The 24,673-nt window shown below is 44.8% G+C and carries 29 protein-coding genes; 12 read left to right on the top strand and 17 right to left on the bottom strand.

Annotated features, from left to right (window positions below):
* Positions 1-216: 216 nt before the first annotated feature.
* The 5 genes from R7Q09_RS12575 to R7Q09_RS12595 all read left to right on the top strand — a co-directional run bounded on the left by R7Q09_RS12575 (position 217) and on the right by R7Q09_RS12595 (position 4,331).
* Positions 217-927, top strand: a complete 711-nt coding sequence (locus tag R7Q09_RS12575) for a response regulator (protein WP_086047228.1) — start codon at positions 217-219, stop codon at positions 925-927.
* Complete coding sequence (gene creC / locus R7Q09_RS12580; protein ID WP_262643720.1) at positions 927-2,369, top strand: two-component system sensor histidine kinase CreC; 1,443 nt, start codon at positions 927-929, stop codon at positions 2,367-2,369. The genes R7Q09_RS12575 and creC overlap by 1 nt, the downstream gene beginning before the upstream one ends.
* Positions 2,370-2,444: 75 nt before the next feature.
* Positions 2,445-3,785, top strand: coding sequence for a cell envelope integrity protein CreD (creD, locus tag R7Q09_RS12585; RefSeq protein WP_318070894.1), 1,341 nt, complete (start codon positions 2,445-2,447; stop codon positions 3,783-3,785).
* A complete protein-coding gene (locus R7Q09_RS12590) occupies positions 3,772-4,200 on the top strand; it encodes a DUF2809 domain-containing protein (protein ID WP_262643695.1) in 429 nt (142 codons plus the stop codon). Before creD ends, R7Q09_RS12590 begins: the two co-directional genes overlap by 14 nt.
* On the top strand, positions 4,197-4,331 hold the full coding sequence (locus R7Q09_RS12595) for a hypothetical protein (protein WP_262643694.1): 135 nt from the start codon (positions 4,197-4,199) through the stop codon (positions 4,329-4,331). Before R7Q09_RS12590 ends, R7Q09_RS12595 begins: the two co-directional genes overlap by 4 nt.
* Before the next feature lie 108 nt (positions 4,332-4,439).
* Here R7Q09_RS12595 and R7Q09_RS12600 read toward each other — a convergent pair whose 3' ends face one another.
* A complete protein-coding gene (locus tag R7Q09_RS12600; RefSeq protein ID WP_021707589.1) occupies positions 4,440-5,114 on the bottom strand; it encodes a fructose-6-phosphate aldolase in 675 nt (224 codons plus the stop codon).
* A gap of 254 nt (positions 5,115-5,368) precedes the next feature.
* On the opposite strand from R7Q09_RS12600, the gene R7Q09_RS12605 reads away from it, so the two are divergent.
* Both R7Q09_RS12605 and R7Q09_RS12610 read left to right on the top strand, forming a co-directional pair.
* Positions 5,369-6,310, top strand: coding sequence for a glycyl-radical enzyme activating protein (locus tag R7Q09_RS12605; RefSeq protein WP_318070893.1), 942 nt, complete (start codon positions 5,369-5,371; stop codon positions 6,308-6,310).
* Positions 6,311-6,312: 2 nt separating this feature from the next.
* Entirely contained in the window at positions 6,313-8,751 is a 2,439-nt protein-coding gene (locus R7Q09_RS12610) for a formate C-acetyltransferase/glycerol dehydratase family glycyl radical enzyme (protein WP_318070892.1), read from the top strand.
* 84 nt (positions 8,752-8,835) lie between these two features.
* Here the strand turns inward: R7Q09_RS12610 and R7Q09_RS12615 are convergent, their stop codons facing one another.
* On the bottom strand, positions 8,836-9,381 hold the full coding sequence (locus tag R7Q09_RS12615) for a TetR/AcrR family transcriptional regulator (RefSeq protein WP_054574902.1): 546 nt from the start codon (positions 9,379-9,381) through the stop codon (positions 8,836-8,838).
* A 99-nt stretch (positions 9,382-9,480) separates the two neighbouring features.
* Here R7Q09_RS12615 and R7Q09_RS12620 point away from each other — a divergent pair, with 99 nt between their 5' ends.
* The 4 genes from R7Q09_RS12620 (at position 9,481) to R7Q09_RS12635 (ending at position 11,027) form a co-directional block, all read left to right on the top strand.
* Positions 9,481-9,954 carry an HPP family protein gene (locus tag R7Q09_RS12620; protein WP_017634430.1) on the top strand — a complete coding sequence of 158 codons (474 nt, stop codon included), beginning with the start codon at positions 9,481-9,483 and terminating at the stop codon, positions 9,952-9,954.
* Positions 9,955-10,092: 138 nt separating this feature from the next.
* Positions 10,093-10,308, top strand: a complete 216-nt coding sequence (locus tag R7Q09_RS12625) for a TIGR02450 family Trp-rich protein (protein ID WP_005374999.1) — start codon at positions 10,093-10,095, stop codon at positions 10,306-10,308.
* A gap of 112 nt (positions 10,309-10,420) precedes the next feature.
* Positions 10,421-10,798, top strand: coding sequence for a PH domain-containing protein (locus tag R7Q09_RS12630; protein ID WP_086047234.1), 378 nt, complete (start codon positions 10,421-10,423; stop codon positions 10,796-10,798).
* A 10-nt stretch (positions 10,799-10,808) separates the two neighbouring features.
* On the top strand, positions 10,809-11,027 hold the full coding sequence (locus R7Q09_RS12635; RefSeq protein WP_017634431.1) for a DUF6500 family protein: 219 nt from the start codon (positions 10,809-10,811) through the stop codon (positions 11,025-11,027).
* Here the strand turns inward: R7Q09_RS12635 and R7Q09_RS12640 are convergent.
* The 9 genes from R7Q09_RS12640 to fliD form a co-directional block, all read right to left on the bottom strand.
* Positions 11,024-11,311 carry a hypothetical protein gene (locus tag R7Q09_RS12640; RefSeq protein ID WP_005375002.1) on the bottom strand — a complete coding sequence of 96 codons (288 nt, stop codon included), beginning with the start codon at positions 11,309-11,311 and terminating at the stop codon, positions 11,024-11,026. The two genes, R7Q09_RS12635 and R7Q09_RS12640, sit on opposite strands and share 4 nt — an antisense overlap.
* 77 nt (positions 11,312-11,388) lie before the next feature.
* A complete protein-coding gene (locus tag R7Q09_RS12645; RefSeq protein ID WP_005375003.1) occupies positions 11,389-12,384 on the bottom strand; it encodes a flagellar motor protein MotB in 996 nt (331 codons plus the stop codon).
* Positions 12,384-13,241: a flagellar motor stator protein MotA gene (gene motA, locus R7Q09_RS12650; protein WP_005375006.1), complete on the bottom strand. Its 858-nt coding sequence runs from the start codon at positions 13,239-13,241 to the stop codon at positions 12,384-12,386. The genes R7Q09_RS12645 and motA overlap by 1 nt, the downstream gene beginning before the upstream one ends.
* A 10-nt stretch (positions 13,242-13,251) precedes the next feature.
* Positions 13,252-13,980, bottom strand: a complete 729-nt coding sequence (locus R7Q09_RS12655; RefSeq protein WP_005375008.1) for a FliA/WhiG family RNA polymerase sigma factor — start codon at positions 13,978-13,980, stop codon at positions 13,252-13,254.
* A 12-nt stretch (positions 13,981-13,992) separates the two neighbouring features.
* On the bottom strand, positions 13,993-14,493 hold the full coding sequence (gene fliL / locus R7Q09_RS12660) for a flagellar basal body-associated protein FliL (protein ID WP_005375011.1): 501 nt from the start codon (positions 14,491-14,493) through the stop codon (positions 13,993-13,995).
* 22 nt (positions 14,494-14,515) lie between these two features.
* A complete protein-coding gene (locus R7Q09_RS12665) occupies positions 14,516-15,589 on the bottom strand; it encodes a flagellar hook-length control protein FliK (RefSeq protein WP_262631739.1) in 1,074 nt (357 codons plus the stop codon).
* On the bottom strand, positions 15,586-15,906 hold the full coding sequence (locus R7Q09_RS12670) for a hypothetical protein (protein WP_005375013.1): 321 nt from the start codon (positions 15,904-15,906) through the stop codon (positions 15,586-15,588). Before R7Q09_RS12670 ends, R7Q09_RS12665 begins: the two co-directional genes overlap by 4 nt.
* Positions 15,890-16,276: a flagellar export chaperone FliS gene (gene fliS / locus R7Q09_RS12675; protein WP_005375014.1), complete on the bottom strand. Its 387-nt coding sequence runs from the start codon at positions 16,274-16,276 to the stop codon at positions 15,890-15,892. The genes R7Q09_RS12670 and fliS overlap by 17 nt, the downstream gene beginning before the upstream one ends.
* 32 nt (positions 16,277-16,308) lie before the next feature.
* Positions 16,309-17,655: a flagellar filament capping protein FliD gene (gene fliD, locus R7Q09_RS12680; RefSeq protein ID WP_318070891.1), complete on the bottom strand. Its 1,347-nt coding sequence runs from the start codon at positions 17,653-17,655 to the stop codon at positions 16,309-16,311.
* A gap of 416 nt (positions 17,656-18,071) precedes the next feature.
* Between fliD and R7Q09_RS12685 the strand changes: the two genes are divergently transcribed.
* On the top strand, positions 18,072-18,359 hold the full coding sequence (locus R7Q09_RS12685) for a hypothetical protein (RefSeq protein WP_005375016.1): 288 nt from the start codon (positions 18,072-18,074) through the stop codon (positions 18,357-18,359).
* 70 nt (positions 18,360-18,429) lie between these two features.
* Here the strand turns inward: R7Q09_RS12685 and lafA are convergent, their stop codons facing one another.
* The 6 genes from lafA to fliQ all read right to left on the bottom strand — a co-directional run bounded on the left by lafA (position 18,430) and on the right by fliQ (position 24,664).
* Positions 18,430-19,281 carry a lateral flagellin LafA gene (gene lafA, locus R7Q09_RS12690; protein WP_005375019.1) on the bottom strand — a complete coding sequence of 284 codons (852 nt, stop codon included), beginning with the start codon at positions 19,279-19,281 and terminating at the stop codon, positions 18,430-18,432.
* 301 nt (positions 19,282-19,582) lie between these two features.
* Positions 19,583-20,353, bottom strand: a complete 771-nt coding sequence (locus tag R7Q09_RS12695) for an EAL domain-containing protein (RefSeq protein WP_005375023.1) — start codon at positions 20,351-20,353, stop codon at positions 19,583-19,585.
* A gap of 19 nt (positions 20,354-20,372) precedes the next feature.
* Complete coding sequence (flhA, locus tag R7Q09_RS12700) at positions 20,373-22,463, bottom strand: flagellar biosynthesis protein FlhA (RefSeq protein ID WP_005375024.1); 2,091 nt, start codon at positions 22,461-22,463, stop codon at positions 20,373-20,375.
* Positions 22,464-22,494: 31 nt separating this feature from the next.
* The gene (gene flhB, locus R7Q09_RS12705) at positions 22,495-23,622 is read right to left on the bottom strand and encodes a flagellar biosynthesis protein FlhB (protein ID WP_005375025.1); all 1,128 of its coding nucleotides are present in this window, start codon (positions 23,620-23,622) and stop codon (positions 22,495-22,497) included.
* Positions 23,619-24,395: a flagellar biosynthetic protein FliR gene (fliR, locus tag R7Q09_RS12710; protein ID WP_005375027.1), complete on the bottom strand. Its 777-nt coding sequence runs from the start codon at positions 24,393-24,395 to the stop codon at positions 23,619-23,621. The genes flhB and fliR overlap by 4 nt, the downstream gene beginning before the upstream one ends.
* Positions 24,395-24,664, bottom strand: a complete 270-nt coding sequence (fliQ, locus tag R7Q09_RS12715) for a flagellar biosynthesis protein FliQ (protein ID WP_005375036.1) — start codon at positions 24,662-24,664, stop codon at positions 24,395-24,397. Before fliQ ends, fliR begins: the two co-directional genes overlap by 1 nt.
* Between the last annotated feature and the right edge of the window lie 9 nt (positions 24,665-24,673).

Consider the following 24,673-nt stretch of genomic DNA (forward strand, 5'->3'; position numbering starts at 1 on the left):
TAAAATGAACACTGTTCATATCAATGGTTGAAATCATTGTATTCACAATTGTGGTGACCCATTAATCTAAGTGATAAATTTATTATGCTGAATAGAAGTGTGTTTGATTAGTATTATCCACGAACTGCGCCTTTGCTGCATCAATCCACTAGCCTTGGCTCCAAATTAAGTGATAATACCAACATAAAGATAAACACCGTCAATGAGGCTAAGACATTGAGCGAACAACCCACCGTCCTTATTATCGAGGATGAATCTGCTATCGCAGAGAACCTGATTCATGTATTAGAGATGGATGGCTACCACGCAGAGTGGTTTGCAACAGCAGGAGAGGGCTTAGCCTTTTTGCAGCATAACTCAGCATCGTTACTTGTGTTAGACGTAGGCTTACCGGATGGCAATGGTTTTGAATTGTGCAAAACCATCCGTGAGTTTTCTGATATTCCCATTATCTTTCTCACCGCAAGAAGCGATGAAATTGACCGTGTAGTGGGCTTGGAGATTGGCGCAGATGATTACGTAACTAAGCCATTTAGCCCGCGAGAAATGCTGGCGCGCATTAAACTTCGAATCAAAGCTAAAGCGCCAATGATGGAGCACAAACCAGAGCCTGTTGCTGTTCCAGAACAATCTCAATTGAGCCATGATTTGGTTGCGCAAAACTTTGACTACGGTGTTGGCGGGCAAATGCTTGGGTTAACTGCGGTCGAATTTAAGATTCTCGATAAGCTGATTTCCGTCTCTTCCAATGTATTGAGCCGAGAGCAGCTCATGGTCGCGGCAGGCATGGCGCCAGAGGCTGCATACGAGCGCAATATCGATACCCACATCAAAGCCATTCGCCATAAGTTGAAGCCGTTTGAGATGTCTGAACGCATCTGTACCAAACGTGGCTTTGGTTACTTTTACTGCATTAAAGGTGAATGATGAATCGCTGGCCGAAGATCCCGCTTGGACTCAGACTGTTTTTTCTCTACTTCATCTTAGTCGGAATGACGGCTTACATGGTGAGCAAAACCGTTGTCCAAGAACTTAAGCCAACCGTGCGTCAAACCACTGAAGAGACGCTGGTGGATATGGCGAACTTGCTCGCGGTATTGGCAGAAGAGGACGTTGCAAACGGAAAGTTGTCTGAGAGTCGCTTCTCCAAACTGCTAGCGGCTTATGGGCAGCGAGAACCTCAAGCGCGCATTTGGGAAATTGGCAAAAAAGCGATTAATCATCGAATTTACATCACCGATAAACAAGGGATTGTGATTGCGGATTCTTGGCAGCAAGACGTTGGCAAAGACTACTCACAATGGAATGATGTGTATCTCACGTTGCGCGGTCAATACGGCGCGCGCAGTACCATCGAAGACCCGAAAGATCCGCTTTCAACCGTCATGCACGTTGCTGCGCCCATCTACCACAAAGGCGAAATCATTGGCAGCGTGACGGTGGCAAAATCTAATCGCTCAGTACAACCCTTCATCGATCTTTCTAAACGCAATGTATTGTTTTGGATGGTGTGGATGAGTGGTTTAGTGCTATTGGCAGGGGCATTGTTTGCTTGGCGAATTCACTCGGCACTGAACAAGCTAGAAGACTACGCGACCAAAATGGGTGAGGGTGAAAAGGTCTCTAAGCCAACATTTCGTATCTTCTATGAGTACGGCACGCTAAGCGACGCATTGGAGAAAATGCGCAACCAACTCGACGGCAAACAATATGTGGAAGAGTACGTACAGACGCTGACTCATGAGCTGAAAAGTCCGTTATCAGCGATTAAAGGCGCGAGTGAAATATTGCAAATGCCATTGCCTGAAGAAAAGGTCACGCGCTTTGCTGGCAACATTGAGCGAGAAAGCGACCGCATGCAGTCATTGATTGATAAGTTGCTAGAACTTGCTCGTCTTGAAAAGCGCCCCGAGCTAGAACAAGTCGAAGCTATCTCGCTAAAACAAATGGTCAATGAAGTGGTTGAATCGGCGGATGCGCGTTTGAGTGCAAAGTCGGTGATTGCCAACATCCAAATTGATGACCACCAAGCCGTGCTTGGTGATGCCTTCTTACTGAAACAAGCCGTTTTTAACCTGATGGACAATGCGCTGGATTTTGTTGATTTAGAGGGACGCATTGAGTGGAAAGCTGAGGTCACAAAAGAGAAAGTGCGCCTGTCGATTTTCAATTCAGGTCCTCACATTCCCGACTACGCCATGCCTCGTTTGACCGAGCGCTTCTACTCCCTCGCTCGGGAAAATGGCGTTAAGAGTACTGGGCTTGGGCTAAATTTTGTTGAGCAAGTGACCAAGCTGCACAAAGGTAAGTTGCAAGTCGAAAACGTCGATTCTGGTGTGAAAGTGACCTTGATTTTACCAACTCCATAGAAACTCCACATTAGCTCCATTCGTTCTCCAAATTGCTGATTTAGATTACTTCCATCAGCAAATGGAGAATGAAATATGAAAAAGATCCTCAATAACCAACTCGGTACGAAGTTCGCCTTCGTGCTGTTTTTGTTTGTCTTACTGCAAATCCCGCTTTCAATGGTCACAGGACTGATCTCAGAACGCTCATATCGCCAAGATGAAGTCAGAAACGACATCGCACGCAGCAGCAGCGGCGAACAGCGCATCATTGGTCCATTCATCATGGTTAACTACACCGAAACCAGTTACCGAGATGACAAAGTACAGATTAAAGAGCGTCATAAATTCCTCCTACCTAGCACTTTTGATATGAGCGCAAATCTAGACAGTTTTGAAAAGTACCGAGGCATTTACCGTGCGCGTTTATACAAAGCACAAGTGGCACTGAAAGGTGCTTTTGATGCAGACGATCTCGCGGCATTGCAGGGGCTTGATATTGAAAACATGAGCCTAGTCGTTGGCATTGAAGACAGCCGTGGATTGATTCGTTTGGATGACATGACCATGGCGAGCTCTGCCATCGAAGTCGCACCGGGAACGGGGTTAAATCAGTTACCACAAGGCTTCCACAGTGATCTGACACTTGCAGACCTAAACGCAGAACAACCTTTGGCATTCGATCTTAACTTCTTACTGCAAGGGATGGGACAGCTTCAAGTCACACCAATCGGCAGTCAAACAACGGTTGAACTCTCTTCAACTTGGGCACATCCGAGCTTTATTGGTGATTACTTACCGGTGTCATCAGAGGTATCTGAAGATGGATTTAACGCGCGATGGGCGAGCAACAACTTCTCAACCAATATCGCGCAGCTGTTCCAAAGCTGTTTGTCATCGAATCACGCTTGTCACGAGCTTGAACAGCGACAAATGGGCGTCGATTTGATTGACCCCGTGGACCACTATTTGAAATCCCACCGAGCTGTGAACTATTCACTGTTGGTTATCACATTAGTATTTGCGAGTTTCTTCTTACTGGAGCTGTTCCAATCGCGTCCGGTGCACCCAGTGCAATACGGCTTTATTGGTCTGGCTTTAGCGCTTTTCTATCTATTGCTGATTTCGATGAGTGAACACCTCGGCTTTAACTGGGCATATGTGGTGTCAGCAGTCGCATCGACGGGGCTTTTAAGTGTGTACGTGAGCGGTATGTTGAGCAACACCAAACACGGCGCGATATTCGGAGCGTGTTTACTTACCCTCTACGGATTACTGTTTGGCTTGCTACAAGCAGAAAGCTACGCATTGGTGATGGGGACATTACTGTGTTTCACGATTTTGAGCTTCACTATGGTCATTACACGCAACATCGACTGGTACGCACGAAATAAGAAAGCAGAAGAAAGTGCAAAGGCGAATCATGAAGATGGTTAAACGAGCAACTCTCACTGGTCAGCCAAGCGATATGGTGGAAGAGACGTCCGCTATCCACCTGCGATTTTCTGCAGAAAATGGACTCAAAAGCTTGGTGTGTTTTATCACATTGGTCGTTATTGCGCTCTATGTTCGAGACAACTTTATTCGCCCGACATTTGGTGATGTTCTGGTTGTGGTTTGGCTCTACTACTTTCTTGCAAGCTTGTTCTCCATGCCCGTTAACTGGCTGGTTTCACTGGTGGTTTTGATTGCGTTTGCTGTTGAGTTAGGGCAATTTTTACAGGTCGCGGTTTGGCTTGGTATCGAATCTTCATCTCCTCTGGCTGTAATTTTGGGCGCCACATTTGGTTGGAAAGATATGCTGGCTTACTGCATCGGGGGTCTACTGTGTTGGTGGATGGAAAAGAAATGAAAACCGAGATGAAAGCCATTGTGCCACCAAACCGACGTCGACATTCCAAACGAGGTATTCGTAAGAGGATCAAAATCAGTTTACTCAAGCGCGTGTACCTTTGGTCACTGACTAATAGAGAACTGCTGTAAACCTCACCTCTTTATATGAAATACAAAAGGGAATCTTAAACTCACCGACGCACAGGGTGAGTTAAGATTCCCTTACTATTGACTAAGATATTGAGTTCTTACTTTTAATTAGCTTTCAAATGAAAGTTTATCGCCGAACGTCTCTTTCCAGTCTTTATCGAACTGTTCAACCGCCGGTTTTACTGCTGGGTGAGCGAACATTTGTGCCGCCACATCGGTTGGTAATGTAATGGCTTCGATGCCCAGTTTCATCACCTCCATCGCTTGTTGAGTGTTCTTGAAGCTGGCTGCCAAAATCTTCGCTGGTAGTTGGTTCTGATCGAGCAACAATTGAAGATCCGCGACCACTTCAACACCGTTGCCGTTCATCGCATCGATGCGGTTTACGTAAGGTGCTAGGTAGTCTGCACCGCACAGTGCCGCAAGGAAACCCTGTTGAGCTGAATAGATAGCGGTAGCAAGAACCTGAATTCCCTCTTTTTTCATTAGCTTAATTGCAGCTAAGCCGGTTTCTGTTGCTGGCACTTTTACCACCATATCGTAAGGCAATTCATTCAGTTGGCGCGCTTCTGCCACCATACCTTCGACGGTTGAACTCACGACTTGAGCGTGAAAGCGAGGTGTACCACCAAGTGCTTCTTGCATGCCTGCTAGGGTTTCATTCAGTCCCTGTTTTGACTTCGCCAAAATGCTTGGGTTTGTCGTCACGCCTTTTAGCGGTAGGCACTGGTTAAAGCGTTTTACTTCTGCCACATCAGCAGTATCTAAATAAAGTTCGATCATGGTTTCTACCTTAAACAAAATCTTCGTTTTGATGATGGGATCACTATAGATCTGACAATCGAACGAGATCTTGATTTTGATCAATTGAAATTTCATTTGAAACTATAATAATTTCATTAAATGAAAGTTAAGTGAAACTTGTAAACGCTCAAATGAAGCTTTCAGTTCGAACAAAGAAAAGCCGCTGATAAAACTTAACCAGCAAGAAACGGATTAAGTACACAGCGGTAGCACAGACCAAGAGGCAAGCAGAGATGTATTTCAATATCCAACGATTCTCTACCCATGATGGCGATGGCATTCGTTCCATTCTTTTTCTTAAAGGATGCAGCTTGTCTTGCCCTTGGTGTCAAAACCCAGAAAGCCGCAGCGAAAAGCATTCACTGTTGTTTGATCAGCGAAGCTGCATGGAAGATTGCCAGCTGTGCGTTTCTGCTTATCAAGCTACAACTCAATCTACTGCGGGTAGTGAAACGGTGAACGATGGTATTCAACGCATCGACAACCAGATCATCATCAATCGCAAAGCCATCAAAGAAGACCAACTGATCGCGCTGCGAAACGTCTGTCCTACGCAAGCACTGACCGTCTGCGGTGAAAAAGCAAAATCAGACATGCTGTTCGACACCTTGATGAAGGACAAACCTTTCTACGACCAAAGCCAAGGTGGCGTGACCTTCTCCGGTGGTGAGCCTCTCATGCAAGCGGATTTGGTGGCAGAACTCGCGCAGCGTCTGCATGACAACCAAGTCTCTACCGCTATTGAATCGTGCATGCATGTGCCGTGGAAGTACGTCGAAAAAGCCGCGCCGCATATTGATTGCTGGTTGGCGGATTTAAAACATACCGATGAAGAAAAGTTTCTTAGCTGGGCGAAAGGTTCACTAAAACGCATCAAAGACAATTTCCGAAAACTGGCACCTATCGCGAAACGCATTGTGATTCGCGTTCCCGTTGTGCCGGGGTTCAATGACACCATCGAAGAGTTGAAAGACATCATCGATTTTGCGGCTTCACTAGAGAGCTGCCAAGAACTTCACTTGCTGCCGTACCACACGCTCGGCATCAATAAATACCGTTTGCTCGATATGCCTTACGAGTGTTCTGACAAGCCATTAAACAAACCAGAACTGCTAGAAAGCGCCATGCAATACGCAAGCGAAAACACCCAACTTAACGTGATTGTAAGAGGTTAACTATGGACCTGAATTACCTTCCTGAGCGTATCAAAGCGCACAAATCGGCACTGGTAAATATCGTAACGCCACCTGTCTGTATCGAGCGTGCAGAGGCATACACTCGTGCTTATCAAGCGAACGAAGACAAACCTGTAATTGTCCAACGTGCGCTAGCACTGCAAGAGCACTTACGCACTCGTACGATTTGGATTAAGCATGATGAGTTAATCGTCGGTAACCAAGCGAGCAAAGCACGCGCTGCGCCTATTTTCCCGGAATACACTGTACGTTGGATTGAAGCGGAAATTGATGAGCTAGCCGACCGTCCTGGTGCAGGCTTTGCGGTCACTGAAGAAGATAAACAAAGCATCCACAGCATCACACCGTACTGGCGTGGCAAAACCGTTCAAGACCGTTGTTATGGCTTGTTTACTGATGAGCAGCAAGAAATCTTAGCCAGCACCATCATTAAAGCCGAAGGCAACATGACTTCGGGTGACGCGCACCTTGCGGTGGATAACGAGAAAATCTTGAAGCTAGGCATGAACGGCTTGTTAGAGGATGTTCGTCAGCACCGTGCTAACAATGATGTTTCGACCTTTGAAGGCTTGAAGAAAGAGCAGTTCTACAAATCGGTCGAAATTGTACTGCTTGCCATTCAAGACCACATGGTGAGCTACGCTGAATTGGCGGCGAAAATGGCGCTTGAAGAGACGCGCCCGCTGCGCAAAGCTGAGTTAGAAAGCATTGCGGCAAACTGTCGTCATGTCGCGAGCCACGCTCCAGAAAACTTCTGGCAAGCACTGCAATTGAGCTACTTCGTTCAGTTGATGTTACAAATCGAATCGAACGGTCACTCGGTTTCTTTCGGTCGTATGGACCAATTCCTCAACGAATTTTATGTTCGCGATATCGAAAACGGCACGATTGAGAAAGACTTCGCACTGGAGCTTTTACAAAGCTGCTGGTTGAAGTTGCTTGAAGTAAACAAGATTCGCTCTGGTGCACACTCAAAAGCATCGGCTGGTTCTCCGCTGTACCAAAACGTGTGTATCGGCGGTCAGAAGTTGAATGAAAAGGGTGAGCCTGAAGAAGCAGTGAATCCTCTTTCCTGGGCGATTCTGGAATCTTGTGGTCAGTTACGTTCGACGCAACCTAACTTGAGTGTGCGTTACCATGAAGGTTTAAACCAAGAATTCCTGATGGGCTGTGTTGAAGTGATTAAATGTGGCTTCGGTATGCCTGCGTTTAACAACGATGAGATTGTCATTCCTGAATTCATCAAACTTGGCGTCGAGAAAGAAGACGCGTACAACTACGCATCTATCGGCTGTATCGAGACGGCGGTTCCGGGCAAATGGGGTTACCGTTGTACGGGCATGAGCTTTATTAACTTCGCTCGTATCCTGCTGGCGGCACTTAACGAAGGTGTGGATGCAACAACAGGTAAAGCTTTCTTGCGGCACGATAAGTCATTAGCAAAAGGCAACTTTGAGAACTTTGAGCAAGTGACAGCTTCTTGGGCAGAGCAAATCCGCTACTACACCCGTAAATCGATTGAGATTGATACGGTAGTCGACAGCGTACTTGAACAGCAAGCACAAGACATCTTCTGTTCAACGCTGGTGGATGACTGTTTGGCTCGTGGTAAAACTGTGAAAGAAGGCGGTGCGAAATACGACTGGGTATCTGGCTTGCAAGTCGGTATCGCCAACTTGGGTAACAGCCTAGCGGCAATCAAACATCTTGTTTTCGATGATGCGCAAATCACTCAGCCCCTTATCTCACAACAACAGCTAGCAAAAGCATTGGCAGAAGATTTCGATGGCATGGAGAACGAACAGCTTCGCCAACGTCTTATCAACTTTGCACCAAAATACGGTAACGATGATGACGCAGTAGACCAACTACTGGCAGACGCGTACCAAGTGTACATTGATGAGCTAGAGCAGTTCGTTAATACGCGTCATGGTCGTGGTCCAATTGGCGGCGGTTACTACGCAGGTACATCAAGTATTTCGGCAAACGTCCCATTCGGTGCTTCAACCATGGCAACGCCAGATGGTCGTAAAGCGAAAACGCCGTTAGCTGAAGGTGCAAGCCCGTCATCTGGCTCAGACCGTTTAGGTCCAACGGCTGTGTACAACTCGGTCGGTAAGATCCAAGCGAACAAGATCCTTGGTGGCGTGCTGCTTAACCAGAAGTTAAGCCCGGCAGCGGTTGAGTCTGAAGGGGATAAGCTCAAGCTTTCTATGTTGATTCGTACCTTCTTCAACCACCACAAAGGTTGGCACGTGCAGTACAACATCGTCTCTCGTGAGACCTTGTTAGCCGCGAAGAAGAACCCAGAGCAATATCGTGATCTTGTCGTGCGAGTTGCAGGTTACTCAGCCTTCTTCACCGCGCTATCACCAGATGCGCAAGAGGACATCATCGCACGTACTGAGCACGAGCTGTAAGTACACTCACTAACTAAAACCAAAGGCACCGATTGGTGCCTTTGGTTTGAATACTTAATCCGCAAATGACTATACCTGAACGCATTAAAGCTTGTGCAAAATGGTCACGCATTTCTTCGTGACGTTGTCGTACTCTTTCGTCATGTAAGCGGTAGTGATCGCGCCCTCTTTCATGATGCAAATGGCATCGAGTAATGAAGCGTTGTCTGATTTGAGATAGCGTTGAATTAGCTCTCTGACTTGCTGTTTATGGTAGCGGCAATACGTTGCGATCTCGCCACTGTCGTCACTGAATTCCGCGGACGTATTGATGAAAAAGCAACCGCGAAACTCGCCCAACTTTTCTTCAGAGCCATGAAACCAGCCGTTGAGTGCTGTAAATAACTGATCGATCACCTCCGCGCACGTTTGTGCTGAAGAAAGCTTTTCCTCCAACCATTCCATAAATACTTGGTGGCGTTGTTCTAATGCGGCGATGATAAGCGCTTCTTTGCTCTCAAAATGGTTATATAGCGTGCGTTTAGCCACGCCGGAAACATTGAGGACTTCATTGATGCCAATAGAGTTGATGCCTTGTTTATAAAACAGTGACAAAGCTGTGTCGATCAATAACTGTTTCTTTTTGTTCATAACTACGTCCTCAAAAAGTTCCATAAATACATATTGACAAAGGTAGACAGATTTGTCTATTTTATTTTGTAGACAATTCGGTCTACTTTTGAGGTGTTTATGAATAATTTAATTTTATCGTTGGTTGCCGGGCTTGGCGCTACGTTGGCTATTGGCGTATTGTCCTACGCCGAGGTATCTCTTACTGAGGTAGTACTTCTCATGGCGCCATTTGGTGCTACGGCGGTGTTGGTGTTTGGGGTGCCTAGCAGCCCTCTCGCTCAACCAAAAAACGTTATCATTGGTCACTTCATTACGGCATCTATCGGTATTGCGTTTAGCCAGTATGTTGACGTCACGCCGGTCACGCTAGCGATTGCGACGGGGCTAGGTGTGTCTGCGATGCTGATTACGAAGACCACTCATCCACCTGCGGGTGCAAATCCAATTTTGATCATGGCGTCTGGGCAGGGATGGAGTTTTCTCTTCACGCCTGTCCTGATTGGCGCGATAGTGATTGTTCTGGTCGGTAAAGGGTTACAGTTGCTACAAAGTCAGTACTTAAACCCTCGATTGAATGGTCAGAAGACCTAGTCGGATTGTAGTTAGGGCCGCGAAAGGGAGTGATCTCTTTTGCGGTTTTATCTTTTGTAGGTTTGCAAAAACAAAATCTGATTCTCTCTTGGTATTCAGTCGTATACATCAACATGGTAGTTAAATTGGTACAATGCGATGAACAGAATCCACCCTAAGAAACTATTGCACAGTAAATGGACGGCAATTTCACCTAAAAACAAAGAGAAGCATTTTGTTGTGACGGAAATGGAACTAGATGAAGATGGTAACGTTGTGAGATGTGTCATCGAGGCAGTTATGAGTAAACGCGACCGAGAGATGAACTGGCAAGACCTAAAAGACTCTGAGCAATGGATGCAAGGGTGGAAGTGAGTGACGCTTCGTTGTTGGGCGAATCAAGCAGAAACGTGCGTTGCGAGTAGGCAAAAGTGGTGCTATCTGATACGTTGATAATTCGTTCTAACGCCCACTCAAAGGATTAATTATGATTGATTTCGACAATTCCTCTGTATTTAAGCTTAAGCCGATTGACGTTTCTAGTGCCAGAGAAGACTTCCTTAAGTTCTTGATTGATGGTGAGACTATTTTCGCTGCTTTTAAAACAGTTCGTGACCAAGTGGTGTTTACGAACAAGCGAGTGATAGCGGCAAATGTGCAAGGGATTACCGGCTCAAAAGTGGATTACACTTCTTTGCCTTACAGTAAGATCAATGCATTTTCTATCGAGACCTCTGGTACTTTTGATTTGGATTGTGAAATCGAGTTCTTCATGAGTGAGGTGGGAAGAGTGCGTTTTGAAATTAAAGGCTCGTTTGATTTGATTTCTTTCAACCGTATGGTTAGTGAGTATGTACTAGGTTAAGGGATTAGAAATGAGGGCTTCGCTGAGAGACAAAATTATAGAGGTCTGTGACAAAAAGATCGCGAGTAAAGGTGAATTGGTTGGTCTCTCATTTTATGCGTTTTTCGCTAATAAAAATGACGACCCAGAGCTGTTGATGGAAGCGGCTACGTGGTGGATTCAGACTCATCAGCTCGACCACTTCGAAAAAGCAGTAAAAATAAAATCAATGGTCGAGTCGGGGAGCTAAATTAAAAAAAAGAAGTAAAGAAAGCAGACAAATGCTAATAACGTTGCGGACAAAACAGGGTAGATAATGTAAGAGTCCTGCTTGTTGGTTCGTTGAAAACATAGCGAAACAAGTAAGACGTTATAAACAACAAGTAACAAGCTGATCATGGTTCCGCTGTTTAGTGTCATACTTGATAGCTGAGTTAAGAAAAACGCCAATAAAAGGTAATCGAAGACAATGAGCCATAAAAAGGCTTTCTTTAGTAAGTCGCTTTTTCTTTTTTCGGATGATGTTATGTGCATATAGAACTCAACTAAAAAGTCACAGTAACAGAGGCTTTGGTTAGAGAGGTCACCATCAGAGTGGTGACCTTTTAAGATTATAATTCTTGAATTTTTACTTCGCTGGTGGCGGTATCGCCGGAGTAATTGATGACTTCTTGACGAATGACTGGTTGGTTGAATTCAGCCTTATCTTTCGCTTTTTGCAGTTCGCTTTCTTGGTGGTTGCCAAAAAGGGTCTCAAGCACTTTAGCGGCAGGAGTCGTTAAAACAAACAGCTCAATACGACGGTTTTCGCTAGAATCTGGCTCATCAGGATTAAGCAGCGCTCTATCTGACATACCCGTTACCTGCATTACTCTATCATCCGGCATACCGCCTTCAACTAACGTATTTCTTGCTACGTCTGCTCGAGAGGCTGATAACGCCCAGTTAGATTGACGACCAAAACGCTTTTTAAATGGAATTGCATCTGTGTGTCCGCTGATGATCAGAGGGTTGTTAACACGATGAAATACAGGTGCTAGTGCGAGCAGTAAATCTTCAAAAAAAGGAGTAAGTTCTGCACCACCACGGCTGAACATATGCTGTTTGTAATCATCTTGAAGGACGATACGCAAACCTTGTGGTGTCACCGTGACGTTTACATTTCCCTGCGCATTAATTTGGGCAGTCATTTGCTCAATTACTTTCGCTAGTGCGGCAAGTTGCTCTTGAGTATCGAAGTTACCAGGAATCAAAGAATCAATTTCTGGTCCATCCCCATCACCTTTGAAGTAAGAGCTTACCACATGGTTGGAGTTGTGTTTACTTGGCACAGAAGAGTCCTGTGCCAAGTCGATAGGAGAAATACTTTGTGACGTATCAAATGGGTTGCCGTAACTCTTGTCGAATACGCTTGAACTATGCAAGTGGGCAACAATCGCTTTACGCTCTTCTTTGTCTACCACCTGCATAACCCAAAGTACAAGAAACAGCGCCATTAGGGCGATCATGAAGTCAGCAAACGCGACTTTCCACGCGCCGCCATGAGACGACTCATCATGGCTGTATACTTTGGCACGTTTGAACACTACATGCTCTTGTTTTTGCATTATCCCTCCTGTTCAGCTAACCACTTCTCCATTTGGTTGAATGTTGGTTTGATGTCTAGCTGAATATGTTTACGACCAGCGTCAATGGCGAGCAATGTCGGCTTTTTCGCTACGTAGGCAACCAAGGTTGCACGAACGCACTCAAAAGCAGTCATATTACGTTTTACTCGCTGAGCCATGGCGTTACTTAGTGGATCTAAGCCACAGTAACAACCGAAAATACCAATGAATGTACCAACGAGAGCTGCCGCAACGTGATAACCAATCATAGCGATTGAGCCATCAATAGCTTGCATGGTGATAATGATGCCACCAACTGCTGCAAGAATACCGAAGCCAGGTAGTGCTTCTGCTGTACGCTGTAGTGAGCGTGAAGGTAAAAGCATTTCGTTCTGTATTGCTTCGATTTCTTGCTCTAGCAGTCCCTCTAATTCATGAGGCGACATCTGTCCCATTGCCATTAAACGTAAATTGTCAGTAATGAAAGAAATTAGGCGATGATCTTCTGCGATCGTCGGGTAAGCGAGGAACATAGAGCTTTGCTCCGGAGCCTCAATATGAGAATCCAGAAACTTGTATCCGCGATTTCTCGCTGTCTCTAGCAAGTTGTTGAGTAGTGCCATTAATTCCATGTAGTACTCATGCTCTTCTGTTGGACCTTTAATGGTCGCTGGCACTTGGCGACGCATTTCTTTCAGTACATGAGGCGGATTACCGATGATCAAAGAACCAGCAGCGGCGCCAATAATGATAAGGAATTCGGCTGGCTGCCAGATAGCACCTAAGCTACCACCGGCCCACATATATCCACCGAAGACGCACACCAGGATAGTGAGCACTCCAAAAAACTTTTGCATCTTGTGACTCCTAAGAGGACATTAATTGGTTGAGTTGTTTCAGCGCTTGTTTGTGAAGCTGACATATACGAGGTGGTGTCAGATCCAATACCAGAGCTATTTCGTGTAAGTTGAGTTCATGTTGATAGAACAGAGTCAGGAGCAGTTGATCGCGCTTAGGTAATTTACCCAAAGCACTGTCTAAACTACGACGAATATGTTCATGTTCCATGCCATCGTATTGCCCGCCAATGTAGCTATCACCGCTGCTCTCCATCAGTTGGTCAAGGCTTTGCATCTCGCCTGCGAGAGCGGCATTTTGGCGGTTGTAATAATCTTGCTCATTCGTCCCTAAAGCCTGGATGATTTCGGCATCCGTTGGCATTCGACCTAACGTTCGAGTGAGATCTCGAGTCACGTCGTTGAGCTCGTGGGCTTGTTGACGAGTCTTACGTGAACGCCAATCTAGTCGGCGTAATTCGTCTAAAATAGCTCCCCGAACTCGACAAACGGCGAAAGCAGGAAAGTGAGGATCGTCAACATCGCCATATCGGCGTCCAGCCTCGACTAGAGCGATAAGGCCTATCTGCTGCATATCTTCAATACTACAGTGAGAAGTGGCATGAACGCGCAGCTGGTTAACTACGCGTTTTACCATGACCTGATGACGTTGTAGCAATGCGTTTTCATCAATTGGTCGTGACGGTGTTGTCACTTCCTCTTCTGTGGTGTAAGTGTCTTGTACATTCATGTCTAACATGGTTGTGCTCCGTTATTGCACAACATATTTAGTCAACAAAACATCGTCGATTTCTCGGACGATGTCTGTTTTAGCAAAAGCGAGTAGAAGCGTTTGCTTCACTTCGTCTTGCAGAATATCGATGGCACCCGCTTGCTGTAACTGATCAAACGTTTTGTCGCTAAACAGTTTTAATAGAGAGTTTTGTACCATAGGCATGTATTCATCGATCTCTTTGATACGCTCTGGACGGCGTGTCTCAATTGCCAGTTCTAGCATCACAAAGTGAGTCTGTTTCTTGCCTTTAACGGTCAAAACGACTTTGTCCAAAGGATGGAAGCTAGGACCTTTACTTGTCGGTTGTTCTGTGACCAAAAAAGACAGTGGAGAGTCTTCGATCAGTGAACCAGAGTCAGGTGACTCTTGAGCGTGTTTGTTTAAGTACCAGATTCCGCCCATAATTGTGACGGCCGAAACGAGGGCACTGGTGATGATCATGGCGATAAACAGGGCGATCATTTGTTGTTTGGTCATAACCTTTTTCCTCGAAGATTCACTAAGCTTGAGTGCTTAGCCAGTGTTCTGAATAGTTAGTTGTTGTCGTGGTTTGGAATGCACCAGATTCTCGTGCGGCGAAAATATTGGCGTCTTCTTCGTTTGCATGTGGGTCATTTCGACCTTGGTTTTGATCAGAGCCAACATTGACATCGACATGAACGAAGTTTTGCTCTTGTAACTCAGTACGCAATCGTTCCGAAACTTGCATTAAAGCTTCTCGTGTTGCTGCGGCATTGGCGTTGATGTGGACACTCAATCGGTCACCTTCAACACGTACAAGTAAATCCAATTTCCCTAAGTCTGGTGGGTCTAGGCGGATTTTTGCTTCTTGTACATTTTGTTGAGCTTGGAGCGTCACGCGATCATGTAAAACTTGCATCATTTGCTCGCCCCACTTTCCGGCAGTGGTATCAACACGCACTGCTGCCCACTCAGAGCCTTGAGCTTGAACATGACTCGTCGCAACCGGTGAATGTGCAGGTTGTGTTGTAGGAGCTTGTACTTGAAGTAGAGAGGCGGTTGGTTGCCCTTGAACAGGTTGATTCAAAAGAGTTTGAAACTCAGCACCGGAGATAGGCAAACGCGAACTCGATGAAGTCGGCAGACTTTGCTTCACATCTTGTTTTGATGATGTGTTTAACATAGCGTTAGACGAATCTTGAGCAACAGATTTAACTTCGCTCGCAGCCATTAAAGATGACGCTTTTCCTAGTTTCTCAGCCTGCTTCTCTGCCATGGTAATCATACCCTGGGTTAAAGCTTGAGCTTGCGCTGCAAGATCAGTCGATTCTGTTAACCCTGGTGTACTGGTCAAGTTGGCATCCGGATCTGAAGCTGAGCGGTCATCAGTATCAAAACCATGACTTTGTACTTTGTTTGCGCTGTTCAAAGTAGAGGCCGTAAGGTGAAAACTCGGTACCGCTGACGCAGAGTTAAAGTCTTGCTCACCATTCTGCTTGTTCCCTGATTTAAAACCATGAGAAAAGCCGTGTACCGAGTTCGCTTGCTTGATGTGACCCTCATTGTTAGCTGGCGAATTACCCGAGTGCTGAGTTGAAGAAGGTATGATCATTGAGTTAGCTCCATGGTCATTGCTAATTGATAGGCCATAGCGCGTTCTTGATGGTCATTGACCATGTTCATCTCTTTTTTTAACTCGTTGGTCGACTTCTCTAATACTGCGAAGGCATTAGCGTGCACTGTTTTCGCTCGCTGGATTTCAGGTGCAAGCTTAGGATCTTTCAAAAAAGGCTTGTGACTGATCAAAAGCTCTCGCAACTGCAAGTCGTACCGCTTGAGCGCATGCCAATCGGCCGTTTTTGCGGCGAACTGGATGAGCTGAGATAAATGACGGAATCGCTCTGGCGATACTTTATGCTTGTTGTCCAAAATTCATCCAACCTTCACGAATGTTACCCATTACACGCTCAACGTTAACCAAGCGATTTGCATCGTTTTGCACGCTAGCGTAATAAAGTTCGACTTGGCAGAAGTCATACAGCTGGCGTAGGTTTTCCGCAATTTCACCGCCGTTTTCATCATCTAAAGCACTTGTTAGTCCAATCAAGATGTTCATGCATTTGTTGATTCCATTCCCTTTCTCGGCCAAACGATTTGCGGCTAGGTGGCCGCGAATACGTTCAACTTCATCGAGTAGGCCATCGATTAACATGATGACCAATTGGTGTGGATTTGCTGCTGCCGCTTGAGCGTCGAGATCGACTTGTTGGTACGAATCGTAACCAGAATCCATAAGCATGAATATTTCTCCTAAATTTGGAACCAAATGTCTTATTTTTGAGCATTAAACATGGACATGGTTTGGTTCATTTGGGTCATAATTGAATTCATTTGAGTGAATTGTTTGAGATAGCGGTTGTACGACATTTCGTACTTACGCTCTAAATTGGTTTGTTTATCTTTGATTCGGTCTAAGCTTGACTGTATTGCGTCTTTACGCGTGCTGAAGGTACCTGATGAGAACTTCAAGAAAGGCTCTACCATCGCGTCAAGAGAATCTAGCAAAGCGTCATCCCCATTAAACAACGCCTCTAAGCCTGCGCTATTTGTTTGTTGAGCTTCTTTGAACTTTTCTTGATCAACTTTCATTTTACCGTTGCGGTCTAGGCTCACGCCGATCTCGCTTAGGCGCATACCATTGTGTTCACCTCGGATTAACCCCGTTAACTGACTCTCAATAGAACGCAATGTCGAGTCGCTAGCGAGCACGCCGCGTTTCTGATCTTCACCGCCAATTTGGGTGTACTGATCGATAGTCGAAACAAGGACATTGTAGGTTTCCACAAACTTATCTAGTTGTTCTTTAGTGCCTTCGCTATCAGCTCCAATTTTTAAACCGATTGGCGAATCTCCCGCGGCTTGCGGTTTAGATACGGTAATGTCAACACCGTCGATGACACCTTCAAAAGTATTACTTGCGTTGGTTAGTTTCAGGCCTGAGTCTTTTGCACCTAGCCACATAACCGCATCTTGCGGAGCATTGATTTGCTTGAGGTTGGTGAAGGCGTCTTCAAACCACGCTTGGCCAGTACCCGTTGCAGATACGTTGATCTTATTTTCGACACCAGTCTCAGTGCTCGATAGCATAAAGTGTGTTTGACCATTCGAGCGAACTAGAGTGGCGTTAACGCCAGGGTTATCCGTGTGATTGTTAATCGCGCTTGCTAAATCACTGATCGTTGCAGTGCCGTCACCATTAACATCAACGGAGGACAAGTCTAGAGTCATTGTTTCACCGTTGATGGTGAATTCTAAAGATCCAGTTGTTGGTACTTCTGTCGTTGCCTCAAGGTCTGCAGGCATACCTGTAGATACTTGATGCGCCGTTGCCACTTTTTCTACAAAAATCTGATAGTTACCCGTTAGCGCTTTAGCATCCGCGTTTGCAGTAAAGTTACCTTCTTGAGAGAGTGTCGCACTGTTTTTGATGATGCTGTTTGTGCTGTTATTCATCTCTTTCATTGCAGTACGAAAATCACGTAGTGCGCTTTCAACTTTATTAAAAGCTGACAGTTGTGACTGGTACACATTAGCTTGCGCTTGGTAACGGTTTTTGAATGGGTTTGTGTCCAATTGTGCGAATTGGGTTGCCATTTTTACTGGGTCTAAAGAACTCATGAGGTGTGCTCCTCTCATCTCTTATTGGCTTGAATACTTTGAATGCTACGCCTTAGTTTAATTATCAGTGGCAAGATGCGTGCCGTATATTAAATTCAATTAAAACAAAGGTTTAAAGCTATTTTGTTTTCTTGGGAGGAAGTGGTGTTTCCACCTTGTTTGTTCCGCCTTCCTCCATGGAAAAAGTAATTTCCTTATAAGAAAAGGCGACCTAAACAAAGAAAATATTTAATTGTATTGACGGTTCTAATTAGGAGAGATGTTTTAATTAGACGTTATATTCAGCCTTTACTTCAGCTTGATTCAGATAATTCTTACAGAGTGCATTAATTGCGTTCTGATATTATTTTTGATAGTGCGATGTGCAAGTGTTCTCACTAAAAATTAAATTTTTTACGTTTCAAAGAATGTCAGTTATGAATGAATTTGCGTTACGATTGATGAAATGTGCTCGTGCATATGAAGAGTTCATTAACAAAAAACTATTAAGTAAACAGAGCATCAATTCTGATGAGATAGCTAGTATCTTAAAGGAAGCTAAGTTCAATTTTCCTGAACTTAGAGATAGTAAAATAGGAAGTAAATTAGAGACGATAGAATTAGAACTGTTTAATAAGGTTTTATTCAATATTATGTTGAAGTTCGGATTCAGAGTGCCTGAATCTCACAAAGATAATACGAGCTCTATTTATATTCGTAGATAAAAATAAAGCCTTCCATAGGAAGGCTTTATAATTAAGACGATTTAAATTAAGCGCACTATTAACTAAGTAATTAGCGTAGTAGTGACATTGCCATGCTTGGAAGCTGGTTAGTTTGAGACAGAACAGTTGTACCTGCTTGCATCAACATTTGGTTCTTAGTCATGTTTGAAGACTCTACTGCAAAGTCTGTATCCATGATACGACCTTTAGATGCTGTAACGTTTTCTACCATGTTACCAAGGTTAGCCATAGTGTGCTCAAGACGGTTGATGTTCGCACCGAAGTCTGCACGAGAGCTACCAATTTTTTCTACTAGACCGTCAGCGCCGCTGATTTTGTCTAGTGCTGCTTTTGCTTTAGTCGCGTCATCGATACCATCTGTAATTGCTGCATCAGCAAGAATAGTAGTGATTTCACCGATACCTGCGCTTGCGCTTACAGTCAATGTTTCAGCAGAAGATGCACCGATTTGGAATGTTACGTCACCTGCACCGAAGCCGCCGCCTTTAAGAAGGTTTTGACCACCGAACTTAGTGTTGTCTACGATGTTGTTTAGTTCTGCAGTAAGCTGTGTGAACTCTTTGTTAAGAGACGCACGGTCTGTTGCACTGTTTGAACCGTTCAACGATTGTGTAGCAAGGTCGTTCATACGGTAAACGATGTTTGTCATTTCATCCATCGCACCTTCAGCAGTTTGCATCATAGAGATGCCGTCTTGTGCGTTACGCATTGCTACTGACATGCCGCGTGTTTGCGCTTCTAGACGGTTAGCAATTTGAAGACCAGCAGCGTCATCAGCAGCTGAGTTCACACGGTAGCCTGTGCTTAGACGTTCCATTGCTGTGTTTAGAAGTCCGCTTGTTGTGTTCATTGTGTTTTGAGTTACAAGCGAAGCGTAGTTAGTGTGCATTGATAAAGCCATCTTAGTCTCCTTAGTTAGTCACTATATCTTTCAGGCCTCGGGATATTCCCTTGTCACTAACTAGAGGCGGTCGGTCGGCTTTAATGATTAATTTGAAAATTAAAAAATTTCTAAAAAAGATAAAAATTGATGATTTTTAGTGATTTGTATTCCATGAAAACCGGGAAAATCATCATATAAGCCTAAATTTATTAGTTAAGTTAAAGAAACTATTGCCCAATGATCTTGTGGTTATCCGTTATAAATAAAAAAACAGCACGAATAAATCGTGCTGTTTTAAATATAAATGGTTGAGTTTCAACTATTCCTCATCAAAAGACTGAAAGGAGAGAGAGGTTGGGATATCGCTGAAATAACCAAAATAATAACTGGCACCCAATAAACGATAACGGTTAAGTTCCGTTTGACTCGCTACACGTCCGGCAACCCAAGTATATTTATGCTTTCTTAAGAACTTAGCAATAGGTAGGAAAGCGTGTCTTTCTTCTTTATCTTCTAGTGTGACTGACAATTTGATCATATCGGGACTAAAGTCTGCGACGCGCTCGAAGTTCACTTGCGATGTCGCGACTTCAAACCAAAGTGAATATGCATTCTCTTTTAACTTTTTGGTGAGTGTGGCGACTTTATCACGATCACATAACGTTTCATCAGCTTGAAGAGAAGGAATCACATGTTGAAAAGCAGAAGAGTGGAATTGAATTGTCTGTTCGAGAAAATAAACCCCAGGCTCCCACAGTAATGCATCCACGCGAATCGGCACGACAACATTACTAATCAAGTCGTGATGAAAGGCTTCTAACTGAAATTGTGTTTGTCTTAGTGCAAGGTAAAGACTGAACAAATCCAGGCAGTACTGCATTTGTTCAGAGAGTTTGAATTGATAGACACTTTGTTCTCCACGCATACCAAATCTCAACGTCAGGTGTTGGAATTCTACTTCTCCTGATTGAGCTTCCCTAATTGCTTGGCATGCGTGTTGGACATCATTGTGTTTTAAAGCATCAAAGACTAATTGATCGTCATCCGTGACGATATGTTGTACTGCGAGACCAACCAAATGTTCGTACATCGCATGTGTTGAAATAAGATTAACCAAGGTTTCCTACCACATTGATTTGTTTGTTTTCTGGGATTTCGTTGTAAGACAATACTGCCAGCCCTTGTGTAAATGTACGAGCGTAACGCGCTAGAAGAGGGCGCAGCTGTGGCATAACGAGAAGGATCGGAGGTAGCCCCTGTTGCTTAAGCTGTTGTCTGATCAATGGCAAGTTTTGTTGGAACTGACCAAGAATGTTTGGCTCAATTGGGAAGCTATCTAGTGTTACCGTACCAGAAGATTGTGCTTGTTGCAGTGAAGTTAGTAGCATTTGCTCTAACTCATCAGACAGTGCGTAGACATTTAACTCGTTCTTTTGCCCTGCAATTAAGTTAACAAGCGTACGCTTTAGTGCACAGCGCACATCAGATGCAAGTAGGATCGGGTCCTTTGTATTTTCCGCGGATTCCAACATTGTGTTGGCAATCGTGCGAATATCTTTTAGTGGCACTTGGTCTAATAAAAGCTGACGATATACTTTCAGCTGCTGCGCTGGATTAAGTGCTGCTGCTAATGCTTCTGCTAGTTTCGGGGCTTGTTGTGTCAAACGCTGGGTTATTGCTTCCACATCGTCGTGCGTAAACAATTCTGCAAGGTTTGTCTTCATGATTTTACTAATATGAGTGGCAATAACAGTGCCATCATCGACAACTTGGTAACCCATATTAAGTGCTTTTGCTTTATCTTGATGCTCAATCCACACAGCTGGCAACTGATAAGCAGGATCGCTACCCAAAATGCCATCTACCTCACCGTAAGTTTCGCCAACCGCTATCGCCATTAAACGCTCTGGTTCAATAAAACCTTGCTCAATGACTTCGCCATTTAGAGAAATTGTGTATTGGTTTGGCTTGAGGCTCAGATTGTCACGAATACGAACTTCAGGTAATAAAAAGCCAACTTGTTCAGAAAGGTTTCGACGCACACCGCGGATACGTTGTGATAAAGGAGCCCCTTGTTCTTTGTTGACTAGATGGACGAGTCGGTAACCAAGCGCAAGTGATAATGTTTGGACGTGAGGAATATCATCCCATGTCAGCGGTGTATCATCGTCTTGCATTGCTTGTGAAAGTGCTTCGACCTCTTCAATCTGGGAGTCTTGCACTGGCTTCTTGGTTTGACGCCACCCTGCGAACGCTAATGCGCCAGCAAACGCAAAAAAGGCTAGGTGTGGCATACCCGGTACCATACCGATTACCGCCATAATACCTGCGACAGTAAATAGCGTTGCAGGAGTTGCCAGTAATTGCTTTTGCATGGTTTCCGACATGCCATTATCGCTATCATTAATTCGCGTAACGATAATCGCGGCAGCCGTTGCCAATAGTAGTGAAGGAATTTGAGCAACTAGACCATCACCGATTGTGAGTAGGGCATAAGTTTTAAAGGCGTCAGACGCAGCGAGTCCATGCTCGAAGACACCAATACTGATACCACCAATGATATTGATAAACAGAATCAACAAACCTGCGATGGCATCGCCACGCACAAACTTTGATGCACCATCCATCGAACCATGAAAATCGGCTTCGTTGGCGACTTCTTTACGGCGTAAGCGAGCCGTTTCCTGATCGATAAGGCCAGCGTTTAAGTCGGCATCAATTGCCATTTGTTTGCCTGGTAAAGCATCCAACGTAAAGCGGGCTGAAACCTCAGAAATACGTTCACCACCTTTGGTGATTACGACGAAGTTGATGATCATCAAGATGACGAAAACCACCATACCAACGACGTAGTTACCGCCAATGACGACTTCACCGAATGCTTGAATGACCTTACCCGCTGCGTCACCACCATTATGTCCTTCTAGGAGTACAATTCGCGTAGAAGCCACGTTCAATGTGAGACGTAATAATGTTGCGACCAGCAAAATAGTTGGAAAAACAGAGAAATCTAATGGTCGCTTTGCGGTTGTGCTGACCAGCAATACTAGGATTGCTAAGACGATATTAAAGGTAAACAGCGCATCCAGTAGCAGAGGAGGCAAAGGAAGAATCACCATTGCTAATATCATTAGCAAGACGATTGGAATGCCAACGTAGCCTTTGGTTGATGTTTGAAGTTGTTTTAACCGGTTAAGCATACTTTCGTGTCCTTGGATAAACGCGGGTTAATCAGTGCTGCAAATGTTTTGGAATCGAAAAATGAGGTAAAGGAATTGGCTCTTTTCCCTCACCTTTACGAAAGGCTTTCAATTGCAAAACGTAAGTAAGAATATGTGCCACTGCGATGTACAGTTGGCTTGGGATTGCTTGTTCAATCGCCGTCGTGTGATAAATCGAACGGGTAAGTGGCGGGGAGTTAATGATTTCCACTTTGTTTTCTCGGGCGATACGTTGAATGTGCATAGCGGTTTCGTCTACGCCTTTTGCGACGACAAAGGGCGCGTCAGAAAGCGAAGGCTCGTATTTCAGTGCGACTGCGTAGTGCGTTGGGTTTGTGATGATCACGTCAGCCGTCGGCACCATTTTATCGATCTTACGGCGCGCAAACTGTTGCTGTATTTGACGAATACGTTGTTTTACTTCCGGACGACCTTCATTATTTTTAAATTCCTCTTTCAATTCTTGTTTCGTCATGCGGAGTTCTTTTAGGTGTTCCCAACGCTGATAAGGAATGTCGATAACCCCAAATAACAACAAGGCGAAGCCCATCAAGAGTAAGCCTTCAAACAGAATTGACATTACTAGAGAAAAACCTTGGCTGAGCGGGAGATTTTGCATGCCAAGTAATGGCTGTAAGTGGTTGTCTAAATAGCCATATAAGATGCCGAAGATCACGGCTACTTTGAACGTCGACTTTAAGAGCTCAACCACTGAGCGGGTCGAAAAAATGCGCTTTATCCCGCTCAAAGGATTAATTTTGCTCAGCTTTGGCATCACGTTCGCGGGACGGAACATCCAACCGCCTAGCACAAGGCTACTACCACAGGTCACGATAATAATGACGGTAAACAATGGTAATAGCATGTCGATGATGACCGCTAAACTTTGTCCCAATTGCTCGACAAGTTGTTTAGGATTTTCTAGGTCGGCTCGCGTCAGCATCATGTTGTAGCGAAAGATCCCCGACATGCTTTCCCAAATACTATTAAGCTGAGAGTAAAAGTAGAGCGCCACCGCTAGAAATATTACCGCAGTAGTAAACTCTTTCGCGCGAGGAATTTGTCCTTCCTGGCGGGCTTTCTTTACCTTCTGCGGTGAGGCTTTTTCAGTTTTGTCTTGAGAAGATTGATCGCTCATGCTCCCCCCAACATAAAGTTACTCAAGTGTCTAATGGTGTCGTGAACGAGCGCCGTGTAGCGACCAGGAACACCAGAAACTGAGATTAATACGCTGAATAGACCCAGCAGCATCGTCATAGGAAAACCTAACGCATAGACATTAAGTGATGGTGCGGCTCGGTTCATTACACCAAAACTGATGTTGGCTAGAAGCATGGAAACAATAGCGGGCAAAGCCAAAGCGAGTGAAGAGGCAAACATCCAACCGAAAATATTGACAACACCTTGCAGAGAAAGCGATGTGATACCAGATCCGACCGGCCAAACAACAAAGCTTTGAATCACGATATCTATGACGAGTAAGTGTCCTTCTAGCGCGAGGAACAACAAGGTTGAGAAAATCAGAAATATGCGTCCCAAAATGGCGACAGAAAGCCCGTTAATAGGATCATTCATCATCGCCATACCTAAGCCCATTTGCAGAGAAATCACCTGGCCAAGCATGGTGAAAACGTTAAAGAGCATGTGCAAAATTAACCCAAACATTACTCCCCAAATAGCTTGCTCAAAAGCAAGGAACAGGGAAGTCATAGAGAATAACTCGACTTGTGGCATGGGTGGCATTAACGGTCCAGTAATGACAACGATCGAGAGGGCCAGTAAAGTACGAACCCAAACAGGAATAATCGCATCACCAAAGAAAGGCATTGAAATAAATACGGCTCCCACACGAAAAAACGGCCACCAGAGTTGACCGAGTATCGCCGAGAGCTCTGCAAATGTGATGGCCATTAGCCAATCATCCCTGGTATGTTGTGGAACAAGAAATCAAACAGTTCCATGATCTTACGTAGCATCCAGTGACCTGCAAAAATCACCATTAATAAGGTAACGAGCAAACGTGGCAAAAAGCTGAGTGTTTGCTCGTTGATTTGTGTGGCAGCCTGAAATACGGCGATACACAAACCGACAATTAAGCCTGGAACAACCAATACGGCAACCATCAAAATGATCAGCCATACTGCATCGGAAAATAACGTTACGGTTAGTTCTGGGGTCATAACTGCTCC

Source organism: Vibrio sp. 2130-1 (genome assembly GCF_033339515.1).

Excerpts from the sequence above, each read along its gene's own strand:
- flhB (WP_005375025.1), bottom strand. The coding sequence starts at position 23,622 with ATGAGCGATCAATCTTCTCAAGACAAAACTGAAAAAGCCTCACCGCAG.
- R7Q09_RS12665 (WP_262631739.1), bottom strand. The coding sequence starts at position 15,589 with ATGATCATACCTTCTTCAACTCAGCACTCGGGTAATTCGCCAGCTAAC.
- R7Q09_RS12655 (WP_005375008.1), bottom strand. The coding sequence starts at position 13,980 with ATGTTAGACATGAATGTACAAGACACTTACACCACAGAAGAGGAAGTG.
- motA (WP_005375006.1), bottom strand. The coding sequence starts at position 13,241 with ATGCAAAAGTTTTTTGGAGTGCTCACTATCCTGGTGTGCGTCTTCGGT.
- R7Q09_RS12605 (WP_318070893.1), top strand. The coding sequence starts at position 5,369 with ATGTATTTCAATATCCAACGATTCTCTACCCATGATGGCGATGGCATT.
- R7Q09_RS12590 (WP_262643695.1), top strand. The coding sequence starts at position 3,772 with ATGAAGATGGTTAAACGAGCAACTCTCACTGGTCAGCCAAGCGATATG.
- R7Q09_RS12620 (WP_017634430.1), top strand. The coding sequence starts at position 9,481 with ATGAATAATTTAATTTTATCGTTGGTTGCCGGGCTTGGCGCTACGTTG.
- fliS (WP_005375014.1), bottom strand. The coding sequence starts at position 16,276 with ATGCTTATGGATTCTGGTTACGATTCGTACCAACAAGTCGATCTCGAC.
- fliL (WP_005375011.1), bottom strand. The coding sequence starts at position 14,493 with ATGACCAAACAACAAATGATCGCCCTGTTTATCGCCATGATCATCACC.
- R7Q09_RS12625 (WP_005374999.1), top strand. The coding sequence starts at position 10,093 with ATGAACAGAATCCACCCTAAGAAACTATTGCACAGTAAATGGACGGCA.
- R7Q09_RS12640 (WP_005375002.1), bottom strand. The coding sequence starts at position 11,311 with ATGCACATAACATCATCCGAAAAAAGAAAAAGCGACTTACTAAAGAAA.
- fliD (WP_318070891.1), bottom strand. The coding sequence starts at position 17,655 with ATGAGTTCTTTAGACCCAGTAAAAATGGCAACCCAATTCGCACAATTG.
- fliR (WP_005375027.1), bottom strand. The coding sequence starts at position 24,395 with ATGGCCATCACATTTGCAGAGCTCTCGGCGATACTCGGTCAACTCTGG.
- R7Q09_RS12630 (WP_086047234.1), top strand. The coding sequence starts at position 10,421 with ATGATTGATTTCGACAATTCCTCTGTATTTAAGCTTAAGCCGATTGAC.
- R7Q09_RS12600 (WP_021707589.1), bottom strand. The coding sequence starts at position 5,114 with ATGATCGAACTTTATTTAGATACTGCTGATGTGGCAGAAGTAAAACGC.
- R7Q09_RS12685 (WP_005375016.1), top strand. The coding sequence starts at position 18,072 with ATGAATGAATTTGCGTTACGATTGATGAAATGTGCTCGTGCATATGAA.
- R7Q09_RS12610 (WP_318070892.1), top strand. The coding sequence starts at position 6,313 with ATGGACCTGAATTACCTTCCTGAGCGTATCAAAGCGCACAAATCGGCA.
- creD (WP_318070894.1), top strand. The coding sequence starts at position 2,445 with ATGAAAAAGATCCTCAATAACCAACTCGGTACGAAGTTCGCCTTCGTG.
- creC (WP_262643720.1), top strand. The coding sequence starts at position 927 with ATGAATCGCTGGCCGAAGATCCCGCTTGGACTCAGACTGTTTTTTCTC.
- R7Q09_RS12615 (WP_054574902.1), bottom strand. The coding sequence starts at position 9,381 with ATGAACAAAAAGAAACAGTTATTGATCGACACAGCTTTGTCACTGTTT.
- R7Q09_RS12595 (WP_262643694.1), top strand. The coding sequence starts at position 4,197 with ATGAAAACCGAGATGAAAGCCATTGTGCCACCAAACCGACGTCGACAT.
- R7Q09_RS12635 (WP_017634431.1), top strand. The coding sequence starts at position 10,809 with ATGAGGGCTTCGCTGAGAGACAAAATTATAGAGGTCTGTGACAAAAAG.
- R7Q09_RS12695 (WP_005375023.1), bottom strand. The coding sequence starts at position 20,353 with ATGTACGAACATTTGGTTGGTCTCGCAGTACAACATATCGTCACGGAT.
- flhA (WP_005375024.1), bottom strand. The coding sequence starts at position 22,463 with ATGCTTAACCGGTTAAAACAACTTCAAACATCAACCAAAGGCTACGTT.
- lafA (WP_005375019.1), bottom strand. The coding sequence starts at position 19,281 with ATGGCTTTATCAATGCACACTAACTACGCTTCGCTTGTAACTCAAAAC.
- fliQ (WP_005375036.1), bottom strand. The coding sequence starts at position 24,664 with ATGACCCCAGAACTAACCGTAACGTTATTTTCCGATGCAGTATGGCTG.
- R7Q09_RS12645 (WP_005375003.1), bottom strand. The coding sequence starts at position 12,384 with ATGCAAAAACAAGAGCATGTAGTGTTCAAACGTGCCAAAGTATACAGC.